The organism is Bradyrhizobium sp. AZCC 2230 (assembly GCF_036924495.1).
GTDB classification, from domain to species: domain Bacteria; phylum Pseudomonadota; class Alphaproteobacteria; order Rhizobiales; family Xanthobacteraceae; genus Bradyrhizobium; species Bradyrhizobium rifense.
The window spans coordinates 7,093,330-7,106,400 of the sequence record NZ_JAZHRS010000001.1 but is presented as its reverse complement, the minus strand read 5'-3'; the positions used below and the strand labels follow the sequence as shown (position 1 = coordinate 7,106,400).

Annotated in this window: 13 protein-coding genes; 6 read left to right on the top strand and 7 right to left on the bottom strand. The window is 65.5% G+C overall.

The window, feature by feature from the left end; translation table 11 throughout:
* Positions 1–2 precede the first annotated feature (2 nt).
* Positions 3–602, top strand: coding sequence for a gamma-glutamylcyclotransferase (locus V1280_RS33910; protein WP_334534804.1), 600 nt, complete (start codon positions 3–5; stop codon positions 600–602).
* On the opposite strand, the gene V1280_RS33905 is transcribed toward V1280_RS33910, so the two are convergent.
* The 4 genes from V1280_RS33905 to ftsE form a co-directional block, all read right to left on the bottom strand.
* Positions 599–1,372, bottom strand: coding sequence for a lysophospholipid acyltransferase family protein (locus tag V1280_RS33905; protein WP_334534802.1), 774 nt, complete (start codon positions 1,370–1,372; stop codon positions 599–601). The genes V1280_RS33910 and V1280_RS33905 overlap by 4 nt on opposite strands.
* A gap of 11 nt (positions 1,373–1,383) precedes the next feature.
* Positions 1,384–2,088, bottom strand: a complete 705-nt coding sequence (locus V1280_RS33900; RefSeq protein ID WP_334534800.1) for a YdcF family protein — start codon at positions 2,086–2,088, stop codon at positions 1,384–1,386.
* A 72-nt stretch (positions 2,089–2,160) separates the two neighbouring features.
* On the bottom strand, positions 2,161–3,129 hold the full coding sequence (locus V1280_RS33895; protein WP_334534799.1) for a cell division protein FtsX: 969 nt from the start codon (positions 3,127–3,129) through the stop codon (positions 2,161–2,163).
* The gene (ftsE, locus tag V1280_RS33890; RefSeq protein ID WP_148775026.1) at positions 3,122–3,781 is read right to left on the bottom strand and encodes a cell division ATP-binding protein FtsE; all 660 of its coding nucleotides are present in this window, start codon (positions 3,779–3,781) and stop codon (positions 3,122–3,124) included. The genes V1280_RS33895 and ftsE overlap by 8 nt, the downstream gene beginning before the upstream one ends.
* A gap of 158 nt (positions 3,782–3,939) precedes the next feature.
* Here ftsE and V1280_RS33885 point away from each other — a divergent pair, with 158 nt between their 5' ends.
* Both V1280_RS33885 and V1280_RS33880 read left to right on the top strand, forming a co-directional pair.
* Positions 3,940–4,818: an MJ0042-type zinc finger domain-containing protein gene (locus V1280_RS33885; protein ID WP_334534797.1), complete on the top strand. Its 879-nt coding sequence runs from the start codon at positions 3,940–3,942 to the stop codon at positions 4,816–4,818.
* Between the two features lie 36 nt (positions 4,819–4,854).
* The gene (locus tag V1280_RS33880) at positions 4,855–5,229 is read left to right on the top strand and encodes a response regulator (RefSeq protein WP_027530607.1); all 375 of its coding nucleotides are present in this window, start codon (positions 4,855–4,857) and stop codon (positions 5,227–5,229) included.
* Between the two features lie 96 nt (positions 5,230–5,325).
* On the opposite strand, the gene V1280_RS33875 is transcribed toward V1280_RS33880, so the two are convergent.
* Positions 5,326–7,935, bottom strand: coding sequence for a TIGR02302 family protein (locus V1280_RS33875; protein ID WP_334534794.1), 2,610 nt, complete (start codon positions 7,933–7,935; stop codon positions 5,326–5,328).
* A 171-nt stretch (positions 7,936–8,106) separates the two neighbouring features.
* On the opposite strand from V1280_RS33875, the gene V1280_RS33870 reads away from it, so the two are divergent.
* The 3 genes from V1280_RS33870 to V1280_RS33860 all read left to right on the top strand — a co-directional run bounded on the left by V1280_RS33870 (position 8,107) and on the right by V1280_RS33860 (position 11,429).
* The gene (locus V1280_RS33870; protein WP_008567285.1) at positions 8,107–8,490 is read left to right on the top strand and encodes a carboxymuconolactone decarboxylase family protein; all 384 of its coding nucleotides are present in this window, start codon (positions 8,107–8,109) and stop codon (positions 8,488–8,490) included.
* Positions 8,491–8,628: 138 nt separating this feature from the next.
* Entirely contained in the window at positions 8,629–9,534 is a 906-nt protein-coding gene (locus V1280_RS33865; RefSeq protein WP_334534792.1) for an NAD(P)-dependent oxidoreductase, read from the top strand.
* 149 nt (positions 9,535–9,683) lie between these two features.
* Positions 9,684–11,429 carry a tannase/feruloyl esterase family alpha/beta hydrolase gene (locus V1280_RS33860; RefSeq protein WP_334534790.1) on the top strand — a complete coding sequence of 582 codons (1,746 nt, stop codon included), beginning with the start codon at positions 9,684–9,686 and terminating at the stop codon, positions 11,427–11,429.
* Between the two features lie 39 nt (positions 11,430–11,468).
* On the opposite strand, the gene lysA is transcribed toward V1280_RS33860, so the two are convergent.
* The gene (gene lysA / locus V1280_RS33855; RefSeq protein ID WP_334534788.1) at positions 11,469–12,734 is read right to left on the bottom strand and encodes a diaminopimelate decarboxylase; all 1,266 of its coding nucleotides are present in this window, start codon (positions 12,732–12,734) and stop codon (positions 11,469–11,471) included.
* A 23-nt stretch (positions 12,735–12,757) separates the two neighbouring features.
* Complete coding sequence (gene lptM / locus V1280_RS33850) at positions 12,758–13,048, bottom strand: LPS translocon maturation chaperone LptM (RefSeq protein WP_148775018.1); 291 nt, start codon at positions 13,046–13,048, stop codon at positions 12,758–12,760.
* Positions 13,049–13,071: the final 23 nt, after the last annotated feature.

Below are 13,071 nucleotides of genomic sequence, written 5' to 3'. Positions count from 1 at the left end.
AAATGTCGGAAATCACCCTTCCCAACGTCACGTCAGCCAAGGGCGACCTCTGGGTGTTCGGCTACGGATCGCTGATGTGGCGGCCGGGCTTCGAATTCGAGGAACGCGTCCCGGCGCGGCTGGTCGGCGAACATCGCGCGCTCTGCGTCTATTCCTTCGTGCATCGCGGCACGCCGGAGCAGCCGGGCCTGGTGCTGGGGCTCGACCGTGGCGGCGCCTGCCGCGGCATCGCCTTCCGCGTCGCCGAAAAGAACCGTGCCGACGTGGTCGCCAATCTGCGGGCGCGCGAGCAGGTGACCTCGGTCTATCGCGAGGTGATGCGCTCGGTGTGGCTCGAGAACGAAGCGCGTGAGCGCGTCTCCGCGCTCGCCTATGTCGTCGACCGCGGCCATGTGCAGTACGCCGGCCGGCTGTCGCTCGCCGACCAGCACCGCCATGTGCTGCAGGGTCACGGCCAGTCCGGCGCCAACCGCGACTACGTGACGGCGACCGTGAAGGCGATCGAGGCCGAAGGCTTTCGCGACACCCAATTGCATCAGCTCGCGACGATGCTGCATGGTGCGCACGCGCCGGCTCCCGCAGAAGATCGAGAGAACCGTTAGCTCTCCGAGGGAGCGTAGCTCGGCGCGCTGCCGATCAATTGCTCCTGCTCCTTGCGGCCCGCGTCGACGAGGCGGGTGGTCGTATCCTCGATCGCGGTCTGCACGCGCGTGAGAAATTCATCCTTGGGCAGGCCCGACGGCAGCGGATCGAGGAACTCCACCACCAGCGTGCCGGGATAGCGCATGAAGGTGCGGCGCGGCCAGAACAGGCCGGAATTGAGCGCGATCGGCAGGCACCGCACGCCGCAGGATGAATAGATCTGCGCAAAGCCGGTCTTGTAGTCCGGCGGCGCCCCCGGCGCGCGACGCGTGCCTTCCGGAAAGATCACGAGCTGGCCGCCGGCGCGCACCGCCTCGCGCGCGCGGCGCGTCATGTCCAGCAACGCCTTGACGCCGGCCTTGCGGTCGATCGCGATCATCCCGGTCTTGACCAGGAACTGACCGAACACCGGAATCTGCATCAGCTGGCGCTTGAGGATGAAGATCGGGTGATTGAAGAAGCCCGGCAGCGCGAAGGTTTCCCAGAACGACTGGTGCTTCGCGGCGATCACCAGTGGTCCCTGCGGGATCTTCTCGACGCCACGGAATTCCACCTTGATGTTGCAGACCACGCGCATCAGGAAAATCGTCGCCTTCGCCCACCATTTCGCAATCGTCAGCATGGCGCGCGGCGGCAAGGCGAAGGTCGGCAGCGCTACGATCGCGAGGCACACCAGCACGGCGTAGAACAGCACGTTGAAGACGAGCGAGCGCAGGAAAATCAGGAACATCGAAAATCCGATCAATTGGCCTGCGCGGTGGCAGGCCGCCTGGATTGCAGACCCGCAGGCTGCTCCGACATCTCGGGGGAAAGGTCAATCCCGAAATCTTCCAGTCGCACCCTGAGCTCGGCGGCGATATACTTGACATATTCGGACAACAGCAGCCGCAGCGTCGAGGCTGAAGTCCACCACGGCTCTTCGCGCCATTTGTCACCGACCACGGCGAACGGAACCAGCGTGGTCTCCGGCATGGCATGCGAGAATTCCACCAGCGCGCGCGGCATGTGGTAGTTCGAGGTGACCACGATCAGCGATTTGAAGCCGCGCCCCTCGGCCCAGCGTCGCGCCTCCGCCGCGTTACCGCGGGTCGTGAGCGCGGTGCGGTCGAGGTCGACGCAACAGGTCATGAAGGACTGGTTCTCCGGCAGCGTCCGGGAGATGTCGCTCGCCGTCGAGGTCGGATGCACGCCCGAGATCAGAAGCCTCTTGCCGTAGCCGGCTGCCAACAGCTCCATCGCATCCGACACCCGCGAGGAGCCGCCGGTCAGCACCACGATTCCGTCAGCCTTGCGGTCCGGCGCGATCTCGGCGCCGCGCAATTGCGACAGGAACGCGACGAAGCCCGCGGCCGCGCCGACGAAAACGAACGCAACCGTCGACACCACGGTCGCGCGGAGCCAGCCGCGCGGCAGTTTCGGCGATGGATCGTCGGTCGGCGAGGTCATATGATGTCGGTGATCCCTTCCCCGGATTATTTTAGGACGTTTTGAGGCGATGTGGAGTCCGGTTTAGCGGGCTCAATCGACGTCATTCAGCGTCGCGAACAGGGTCTGGCGCGAGGCGACTGCGGTGATGGCGCCGATCAGGACGGCCTGCACCGCGAGCACCACATAGCCGGACGGCCGCAGCGAGAAGGTGCCGAGCAGCGCCGCGAACTGGTCGCCGACCGGGGTGCCGGAGAACCAGCCGGCGATCGACTCGGAGAAGCCGAACAGCAGCATGGCGACGCCGCCGCCGATGACGCCGCCTTCGAGGCCGAGCCTGAGGAAGTGCCGCAGGAAATGATTGGCAATGTAGCGGTCGCCGGCGCCGACGAAATGCAGGACCTCGACGATCGGGCGGTTCGCCGCCATCGCGCCGCGGGTCGCGAACGAGACCGAGATGATGGTCGCGACGATGACGAGTGCGAGGATGCCGATGCCGGCGAACACGGTCGCATTGGTCATCGAGCGCATCCGTTCGATCCAGGCGCGATGATCGTCGACGCTGGCACTCGGCGCCACCTGCGTCACGCGCGCACGCAGGGCGCCGAGATCGAGCGCTGTGCCGGGCTGCACGCGCGCGATGATCATGCGCGGCACCGGCAGATCGTCCATCGACAGCCCGGTGCCGAGCCAGGGCTCGAGCAGCTTGCCGCTCTCCTCCTTGGTGAACGGCTTGACCTCGACGATGCCGGCTTGCGCGCGCATCGCCTCGGTGACGGCAGCGGTGTCGCGCTCGATGTCGCGTCCGGATTGCGGGCGGACCTGGATGGTGATCTCGCTCGCGACATCGGACTGCCATTCCGCGGCCGAAGCGCTGACCAGCAGCACCGTGCCCGTCGTCATCGAGGCGAGGAAGGTCATGATAGCGACGACAGCGACCAGCGCGCGGCCATGGATCGAGGCGCGCGGCACGATCGGCGACATGTTGCGCGCCCGCGCGGGAAGCTGCGGACGTTCCTGTCCGAGATCGACCAATACGCCGCGCTCGTCGGTCCTACTCATAGACGTGCAACCGGCCCTGATGCAGCACGAAGCGGCGCGCTTCGTACTGGTCCATCAGAGCGATGTCGTGGGTTGCGATAATGACGGCCGTGCCGGACTTGTTGAGCTCGATGAAGAGCCGCAGCAGCCGGCGCCCGAGCGTCGGATCGACGCTGCCGGTCGGCTCGTCCGCGAGCAGCAGTTGCGGCCGCGAGATCACCGCGCGCGCAATCGCCGCACGCTGCTTCTCGCCGCCGGACAGGATCGGCGGCAGCGCATCCATGCGCTCGCCGAGCCCGACCCAGCGCAAGAGGTCGATGACTTCTTTCCGATAGCTCGACTCGTTGCGGCCCATGACGCGGAACGGCAGCGCCACGTTCTCATAGGTCGTCATGTGGTCGAGCAGGCGGAAATCCTGGAGCACGATGCCGATGCGCTTGCGCAGATCCGCGATCTCGTCCTTGCCGAGCTGGGAGATGTCGTGGCCGAACAGATTAACGAGGCCGCGCGTCGGCCGGTGCGACAGGAACAACAGGCGCAGCAACGACGTCTTGCCGGCGCCGGACGGCCCGGTGAGGAACTGGAAGGAATGCGCCGGGATCTGGAAATTGAGGTCGCGCAGGATCTCCGGTCCCAGACCGTAGCGTAATCCGACATTTTCGAACCGAACCAAGCTCAGCTCCGTTCGAGAGGGGGCGATGGTCGCGACGCGACGCACCGCCACAGATGTTCCGGGTTTTGCGACCGTTATGGTTTCCGGTTCGTTAACGGTCGCCTTGTAGCATCTTGGCCGCCCGGTTCCGCACGACCGGGTCATCGTCGAGGCCGTCCATGCATATTGTCTGCCCCCATTGTACGACATCCTACGCCATCAAGCTTGCGAGCCTTGGGGCCAACGGTCGGACGGTCCGCTGCTCCCGCTGCAAGGAGACCTGGATGGCGCATCCGGAGGATGCCATCGAGGAGGCGGCGGTACCGGCCATGGCCACAGCCAGCCAGGCCGACGACCAGTCCGACCTCGCCGCAGAGTGGAACTCCTACGCCAAGGACGACGACGACGCCGAGACCCCGGTGGTCGAAAGCCCCTCGATCGCCAGCGACTGGCCGAGCGAGGACACCACGGAAGCCGAAGACGAATGGTCGGCAGCGGCCCGGGAGGCCGAGGAGGAAGTCGTCGGTGCCCAGCACCAGTCCTGGTTCAGCGGCCTGTTCAGCCGCCGGGGGGCAAAGGTGAGTCGCCCGGCCCCTGTCGTGGTTCGGCGGAAATCCTATTACGGCCTGCCGACCACCTGCGCGGCCATGGGCGCGCTGGTGCTGGCGCTGGTGATCTGGCGCGGCGACATGGTCCGCCTGCTGCCGCAGACCGCGGCCTTCTACAAGATGGTCGGCTTCGAGGTGAATCTGCGCGGGCTGGCCTTCAAGGACGTCAAGCTCTCGACCGAGACCGTAGACGGTAAGCAGGTGCTGGTAATCGAGGGCGTGATCGTGGGCCTGGGCAAGAAGCCGCTCGATATTCCACGCCTGCGCTTTGCCGTGCGCGACGCGCAAGGCGCCGAAATCTACGCCTGGAATTCGGTGCTGGAGCAGACCGTACTGCAACCCGGCGAGCGCGCCTTCTTCCGTTCGCGCCTGGCCTCGCCGCCGCCGGAAGGCCGCAATATCGACGTTCGCTTCTTCAACCGGCGCGACATTGCCGGTGGCAGCGTATAATCAACCTGTAGCGTCCCGCACGGGAAGGTTCGTCCCATGCCGAAAGTTCTGATCGCCGACGACGAGGACTCGATGCGCCAACTTGTGGCGCGTGCCATCGCCATGGATGGCCACGAGACCGTCACCGCACAGGACGGCGCCGAGGCGCTGGAGATCCTGACCCGCGAGGACGGCGCGTTCGATCTGTTGCTCACCGACATCCAGATGCCTGTCATGGACGGCATCGCACTCGCGCTCTCCGCTGCACGCGACTTTCCCCAGCTGACCATTTTGCTGATGACGGGCTTTGCCGATCAGCGCGAGCGTGCCTCGAATTTGAATGCGCTTGTGCACGACGTCGTGACAAAGCCGTTCTCGGTCGCGGACATCCGCACGGCGGTGGCGGATGCGCTTGCGGCGAAGAAGGGATAGCGGCGAAGCTCTTGTAGCCCGCATGGAGCGCAGTGGAATGCGGGGACAGCGGTCCCGGATTGCGCTGCGCTCCATCCGGGTTACGATAGCCTCGCCTCAAAAATCCTTCAGCAGCCGCTCGATATAGTCGAGCTCGATCTGCGGGCGCGAGGGATCGCCGAGGCGGCGGCGGAGTTCTTCGAGGATGCGGCGGACGCGCTGGACGTCGATCTCGCCGGGGATCTTGACCGTGTAATCGTCGCCGAATTCGCGGCCGTGCAGCGGCCGGCCGAGCGGGTCGGTCTGATTGCCGCCGCTCTGCTGGCGCCCGGTGCGATTGCCGGGACCATCGCCCTGGCCGTCGCCGTCGCCCTGCTGCATCGCTTCGGCCATCTTCTGGGCACCCTTGCGCATCGCATCCAGCGCCTTGCCCTGGGAATCCACCGCGCCGTCGGCATTGCCGTCGCCAAGCTTCGAGCCCGCATCGCCCATGGCATTGTCGGCGGAATCGAGCCCGCCGTCATCATCACCCTGGTCGGCGTCCTGATCGCCATCCTGGCCCTGGTCACCTTGCTGACCCTTCTGTCCCTGCTGTCCCTGCTGGCCTTTCTGACCCTTCTGCGAGAGGCCGCGCTTGGCCATCTCGTCCTGGAGCTTCTTCAAGCGGTCGCGCAGCCCCTGCTGGTCCTGCTGCAGGTCCGACATCGACTGGTCGCCCTGCTGCTGCTTGCCGCGCATGCGATCGCGCCGGGAGTCCTGGCCCTGCTTGTAGGTCTTGTCGCGCAATTGCTGCTGCTTGCGGATCATGTCGCCGAGCTCGTTGAGCGCCTGCTCCATGTCGCTCTCGCCGGACTGTCCCGGCTGCGCCATCTGAAGGCCCTCCAGCATCTGCTGGAGCTGGTCGAGCAGCTGCTTGGCCGCGTCCTTGTCGCCGGAGCGCGACAGCCGCTCCATGCGGTCGATCATGTTCTGCAAGTCCTGCTGGCGCAGGATTTTTGTGTTGGGATCGAGCGGACGCGCAAGCTGCTGGGCGTCCTTGTTGTTGCGGAACTGCTCGGCGAGCTGGCGCATGAAATTGTCGAGCGCCGCCCGCAGATCCTGTGTGAGCTTCTTGATCTCCTCGTCGCTGGCGCCGCGCTCCAGCGCCTGCTTCAGCGCGTCCTGCGCCGCGCGCAACGCCTTCTCGACGTCGGAGATGTTGCCGTCCTCGATCGTCACCGCGAGCGCCCACAGGCTCGCCACGACCTCGCGCAATGAATCATCCGTACGCGCAGCCTCGAGCTGACGCGCGACACTGTAAAGACCGAGATACTGCCCGGTCTCCTGCGTGAACAGCTCGGGCGCGATCATCAGCGCGTCGAGCGCGGTGTAGACGTCGGAGTTCTTGTTGGCGTCGAGCGCGAGGATGCGGCGCTGCTCGATCAGCGCGCGCGCCAGCGGCTTTGTAAACAGCCGCTCGGGCAGGCGCATGTTGAACGGTTCGCTCTTCGCCTCGTTGCCGGCCTCGTCCTTGGCTGTGAGCGTCAGCGTGACATCGGCGCCGGCATAGGGATCCTCGCTGAGATCCTTCACCGTCTGGCCGACACCGTTGCGGGTGCGCGCGTTCGGCAGCACGAGCGGAAATTGCGGCGGCTGGAACAGCCGCCGCGCCGCGGTCTTGCCATCGCCGTCCTTGCCGGCGTCGGTGGTGCGCGGAGCGACCTGCGCCTCGGCGCCGGTGACGCCGTAATCGTCCTCGATCTTGTAGACGAGCTGGAGCGCGCCGCGGGCCTGGCGCTCCGGATCCTTGGCCAGCGCGATCGTCGGCGGGTGGTCCGCCGTCGCCGCGAAGGCCCATTGCGGTTGACCCGACGGCGCACGGACATGCGCGGTGCCGTCGCCGGTGATGGTGAAATGCTTCTCGTTGGTGCCCTTGGGCGTGGCTTCAGTCGGCGCGACTTCCTTGAGGTTGCCAGAGACGGCGACATCGAGGCCGCCGCCGGAAGAACGCACGATCAGGGTCGAGCCGGCGGGCACGGCGAGCGGGCCGGAGGCCGGCAGTGCCGCCGCCTCCTTGTTGGCGGCCGACAGGATCACCGGCGGCTTTCCGGTGTAGAGCGGCGGCGTAACCCAGGCGTCGACGCGGATATTGGTCGGCGTCAGCACGCCGTTCCAGTCGAAGGCGGCGCCCAGTCGCATCGCGCGCTCGTCGCCGGCGGCAAAGAAGGTCGCGACCAGCATCACCATGACCAGCGCACGCAGCGCCCAGGGGTCATGGATGGCGAGGCGCGGGTGCGGCAAACCGGCACGGATGCGCTTGAGCGAGGCCAGCGTGCGCTCGCGCTGCGCCTGCCAGAGCGCCTGCGCAACCGGATCCTGCGAGGTCAGCGTGTCCGTGAGCGTCGTGGCCGGGCGGTGACGGATGCCCGAACCGCGGTCGAGCCGGGCCAGTGCCTCTTCGCGGCTCGACCAGCGAAACCGAATCAGGGGAAACAGCGCACCAGCCGCAAGGCCTGCGAAAATGACAAGACCGATGACACGGGCAACAAACGGCAGCGCCAGCCAGAGTCCGGCCCAGGACACCACCAGAAACAGGCCGATGACGGTGAGAACACGCGCCAACCCGGGCCACGCACGCTCCCACGCGATGGCATAAGTGGACCGCTCGAGGGCCTGCGCCAGCTTCAGCCGCGACAGAGAATCGCCATCGCGGATCGGGTCTGACGGGTCGGGGGTGACGCCGTTCAATCAACTCTCCAGGTTACCCGGCAGAGTGGAGCGTACCACAACGGCAGCACTGAGGCATCCGTTCCTGTACGGGACATCCCCCTTTTCCCGCATAACACGAGGACGTGACTGCTCCGGCTCAACCCCGTAGTTTTCCGCGGCGCCATTCCCAAGGGAAATAAAGGAAACGCCATGGACAAGAAGATGCACGACAAGGGCCTGGAAGTCCGCAAAGCGGTGCTGGGCGAGGCCTATGTCAACAACGCGCTGAAGAACGTCGACGACTTCAACCGTCCGTTCCAGGAGATGCTCAACGAATATTGCTGGGGCACGGTGTGGGGCCGCGAGGAGCTGCCGCGCAAGACGCGCAGCATGCTCAACATCGCGATGATCGCGATCCTCAACCGCCAGCACGAGTTCCGCGCGCATCTGAAGGGCGCGCTCACCAACGGCGTCACCCGCGACGAAATCCGCGAGATCCTGATGCAGGTCGCGATCTATGGCGGCATGCCGGCGGCGGTGGACAGTTTTCGGATCGCGCGCGAGGTGTTCGCGGAGATCGACGGGAAGGCGTGAGGCACGCTAACCGCTCTCAACTTTATTGCTCCGTCATTGCGAGCGAAGCGAAGCAATCCAGAACTCCCTCCGCGGGAATAGTCTGGATTGCTTCGTCGCTTCGCTCCTCGCAATGACGACGGGGAAGGAAATAGCACCATGGACATCGGATTCATCGGCCTCGGAAACATGGGTTTCCCGATGGCGCGGCGGCTGGTCGAGGCCGGCCACAAGCTCGTCGTGTTCGACACCCGCAAGGAGGTCGTCGACAAGCTGGTCGCGCGTGGCGCCACCGCTGCGACGTCGCCGAAGGACGTTGCCGATGAGGTCGAGACGGTGATGGCGAGCCTGCCGTCGTTGCAGGCCTCGCTGGAGGTCGCCACCGGCGCGAACGGCGTGATCGAGGGCAGCCGCGCCAAACGCTTCATCGATCTCTCCACTGTCGGCTCGGCGATGGCTACGAAGATTCACGGCCTACTGGCAAAACGCAACATCGTGCAGATCGACTGCCCGGTGTCCGGCGGCGTCGGCGGCGCCGAGAAGGGCACGCTGGCCGTGATGGTATCGGGACCGAAGGCGGAGTTCGAGCTGCTCAAGCCGGCGCTCGACGTGATCGGAAAGGTGTTCTTCATCGGCGAGAAGCCGGGTGCTGCACAGACCATGAAGCTCGCCAACAATTTCCTCTCGGCCACCGCGATCGCGGCGACGTCGGAAGCCGTGGTGATGGGCGTCAAGGCCGGGCTCGATCCCGCCGTGATGATCGACGTCATCAATTCAGGTTCGGGCATGAACACCGCGAGCCGCGACAAGTTTCCGCGCTCGGTGCTGCCGCGAACGTTCGACTTCGGCTTCGCGACGGGACTGATGGTGAAGGACGTTCGGCTGGCGCTGGAGGAGATGAAGCAGCTCGGCCTGTCGATGGAGGTCGCGGATGCCGTCGGACGGCTGTGGGAGACGGTGATCAGCGCGGAAGGCGCCGAGTCCGATTTCACCGCGGCGATCAAGCCGATCGAGAAAAAGGCAGGAGTCGTCGTCGGCAAGCCGGGTGGACTTGCCGGGAAGTAACGTCAGCGCCAACCTCCATCACAACCGCGACGTGAATTTCCTCGATCGCTCGCGAATGCATCTGATCGCAACGCAACATCCTTGAGTTGTGATCGCGCTCGGCTATCCTGTCCGCCCTACACGACTGCAAAAAAATCAGGGAGGACGGAATGAAGCGTCATCGACACTTACTTGTCGGTGCGACCACGGCCCTGTTTGCCTGTGTCGCACTCGGTACTTCGCCCGCCATGGCGACGGCGTGCACCAATCTTCGATCCTTGCAACTGCAGCACACGGTGATCAACTCGGCGGACGACAACACGACCGGCACCTTCGTGCCGCCGGGCGGGGCCCCGATCACCGGCCTTCCCGCGTTCTGCCGCGTCACCGCAACGCTGATTCCGAGCTCGGATTCCAGCATCAAGATCGAGGTCTGGCTGCCCGAGACGACGTGGAACGGCAGGTTCCTCGGCACCGGCGGCGGCGGCTTCCAGGGCACGATCACGTACAACGAGCTCGCCCTCGGCATCCAGGGCGGCTTTGCCGCGACCAACAGCGACCTCGGCACGGGGTCATCGGGATGCAATCCGCTGTTCTGCGGCTCGGCCGGCAACATGGGCAATCCGCTCGCGATCGACTTCGGCGATCCAACCGCGCCGTCGACGGGCCTGTTCGGACATCCCGAGCGGATCAAGGATTTCGGCTACCGCGCGATCCATCTGATGACCGAGCGGGGCAAGGAGATCGTCAGCGCGTTTTACGGCCATCGATCGCAACGGGCCTATTTCGCCGGCTGCTCCACCGGCGGCCAGAACGCCCTGATGGAGGCGCAGCGTTTCCCCAACGATTATGACGGCATCCTCGCCGGTGCTGCCGCATTCAACCGCACTCACCTGCACATGGCAGGACTCTATGGCTGGCAGAACACGCATGCGAGCCCCGGCCGGTTCATCCAGACCGGCCAGATGACGCTGATCAACCAGGCCGTGCTCAAGCAATGCGTCGGCCAGGATGGCGGCGCCAAGACCGATCAGTTCCTGACCGATCCGCGCGATTGTCATTTCGATCCGAAGGTCCTGCTCTGCAAAGGTGGCAGCATGCCGCCGGCATGCCTGACCTCGGATCAGGTCACGACCATGCAGCGCTATTACGCGGGCACGATCGACCCGGTGAATGGACAGCTCGTCAATCCGGGCTCCGAGCGCGGCAACGAGACTGACGACATCCTCGCCCTCGGCCTGGCGTTCCAGGAACGACTGCCCGAGCCGGCCTTCGACGGCCTGTTCTACTGGGTGTTCGGCCCGAGCTTCGGCTACCCAGCAAGCGCAACCAATTTTTCCAATTTCGATTTCCACCGCGACATCGACAAGGTCGACGACCAGCTCGCCGCGGTGTTGAACGCGACCAGCACCGATCTCAGCGAATTCAGGGGGCATGGCGGCAAGCTGCTGATGTACCACGGTTGGGCCGACCCGCTGATCCCGTCACAGAGCAGCATCAACTACTTCCTGGCGCTGGTGGGGAATGAAGGCCCAGGATTCCAGCAAGGCGTCCAACCGGTCGGCTTCTTCGATCACGACAATGGCAATCCGGCGCTGCGACGGACCCAGAGCTATGCGCGTCTGTTCATGGTGCCCGGGCTGTACCACTGCTCGGGCGGCCCCGGTCCCAACACGTTCGATGCGCTCACGCCGCTTGTCAAATGGGTCGAGGCCGGCGTCGCGCCGGAGACGATCCTCGCCACGAAGTTCGTGGCCGATACGCCGCCCGCGGTTCAGATAACCCGGCCGCTCTGCGTCTTCCCCAAGGTCGCGAGATACAACGGCGGCGGCGACACCAACGTTGCGGCGAGCTTCACCTGCGTCACCGACGAGAACGATTTCAACCAGAAGCCGGCTCCGAAATACGGACCGTGACCAACACGCGGCGCCGGCGAGTTCACCTCGCCGGCGTCCTCACAGCCACGGCGCCGGCGTATCCATCGCGATCAGCTGCTCGACCTCGATGCGCGGGCGCACGACCGCGTATTGATCGCCCTTCACCAGTACCTCCGGCACCAGCGGCCGCGTGTTGTAGGTGCCGGCCTGCACGGCGCCGTAGGCGCCGGCGGTCATGATGGCGATGAGATCGCCCGGCTTCGGCGTCGGCAGCGTGCGGTCGAGTGCGAGATAGTCGCCGGTCTCGCAGACCGGACCGACGACGTCGGCCGCGATCGTCGCAGCGCCCGGCGCGGGCTGCATCACCGGCAGGATGTCGTGATGCGCTTCGTACAGCGTCGGGCGGATCAGGTCATTCATCGCGGCGTCGATAATGACAAAATTCTTGCCGTCGCCGTGCTTCACATAGATCACCTTGGCGACAAGGATGCCGGCATTGCCGACGATCATGCGGCCGGGCTCGAACATCAGCGTGCAGCCGAGATTGTGGCTGACGCGCTTGACCATAGCGGCATAGGCGTCCGGCGCCGGCGGCGCCTCGCGGTCCATGTAATAGGGAATGCCGAGCCCGCCGCCGAAATCGACGTGGCTGATGTTATGGCCGTCGGACCGCAGCGTCTGCACGAATTCGGAGAGGATGCGGAACGCGGTCTCCATCTTGGAGAGATCAGTGATCTGGCTGCCGATATGCACGTCGGTGCCGGTGACCTCGATCCCCGGGAGCTTCGCCGCCCGCGCGTAAACCTCGCGGGCGTGAACGATCGGAATGCCGAACTTGTTCTCGGACTTGCCGGTGGAGATTTTTGCGTGCGTGCCGGCATCGACGTCCGGATTGACGCGGATGGAGATCCGCGCGGTCTTGCCCGTCTCGGTCGCAAGGCGCGAGAGCAATTCGAGCTCGGGCTCGGATTCGACGTTGAGACAGAGGATGTCGGCGGCGAGTGCGGCGCGCAGCTCGGTCTCGGTCTTGCCGACACCGGAGAACACGATCTTGCTGCCGGGAATGCCGGCGGCCAGTGCGCGCTTCAGTTCGCCGCCCGAGACGACGTCAGCGCCGGCCCCAAGCTTCGCCAGCGTGCGCAGCACCGACTGGTTGGAGTTCGCCTTCATGGCGTAGCAGACCAGCACCTTCTCGCCGGCAAAGGCATCGGCGAAGACGCGGTAATGCCGCTCAAGCGTGGCGGTCGAATAGCAATAGAACGGCGTGCCGACGGTTGCGGCCAGCTCGGACAGGTTCACCGCCTCGGCGTGCAGCACGCCGTTGCGGTAGTCGAAATGGTTCATGGCGTTGGCTCAGTTGCCCCAGCCTATCGGCTGGGCTTTTCGTCCAGGAGCGGGTCGAGGATAAACGGTTTCTTCTGGCCCTTGGTCGCCGCGGGCGCAGCGTCCGCGCCATAGGTCGGATTGAACACGCTCGGCGTTTTCTGGGCTTCGGTCTCGGTGTCGGTCGGCGCGGCGATGTTGGCCGTGGACGCGCTGGAGGCGGTTGGCGGCAGGTCGAGCGGACCCTTGCGGCCGCAGCCGGCGAGCGCAAGCGCGCTCAGGCTCAAGACAATGATGGCCCACCCCGAGCCGGCCGGGCGAAACTTTGACGTCACGACGAAATCCCCACTACGCGGGG

Bases quoted from the DNA above. Each gene is read 5' to 3' on its own strand.
- V1280_RS33905 (WP_334534802.1), bottom strand. From the start codon at position 1,372: ATGTTCCTGATTTTCCTGCGCTCGCTCGTCTTCAACGTGCTGTTCTAC.
- V1280_RS33870 (WP_008567285.1), top strand. From the start codon at position 8,107: ATGGACAAGAAGATGCACGACAAGGGCCTGGAAGTCCGCAAAGCGGTG.
- lysA (WP_334534788.1), bottom strand. From the start codon at position 12,734: ATGAACCATTTCGACTACCGCAACGGCGTGCTGCACGCCGAGGCGGTG.
- V1280_RS33910 (WP_334534804.1), top strand. From the start codon at position 3: ATGTCGGAAATCACCCTTCCCAACGTCACGTCAGCCAAGGGCGACCTC.
- V1280_RS33900 (WP_334534800.1), bottom strand. From the start codon at position 2,088: ATGACCTCGCCGACCGACGATCCATCGCCGAAACTGCCGCGCGGCTGG.
- V1280_RS33895 (WP_334534799.1), bottom strand. From the start codon at position 3,129: ATGAGTAGGACCGACGAGCGCGGCGTATTGGTCGATCTCGGACAGGAA.
- V1280_RS33860 (WP_334534790.1), top strand. From the start codon at position 9,684: ATGAAGCGTCATCGACACTTACTTGTCGGTGCGACCACGGCCCTGTTT.
- V1280_RS33885 (WP_334534797.1), top strand. From the start codon at position 3,940: ATGCATATTGTCTGCCCCCATTGTACGACATCCTACGCCATCAAGCTT.
- V1280_RS33880 (WP_027530607.1), top strand. From the start codon at position 4,855: ATGCCGAAAGTTCTGATCGCCGACGACGAGGACTCGATGCGCCAACTT.
- V1280_RS33865 (WP_334534792.1), top strand. From the start codon at position 8,629: ATGGACATCGGATTCATCGGCCTCGGAAACATGGGTTTCCCGATGGCG.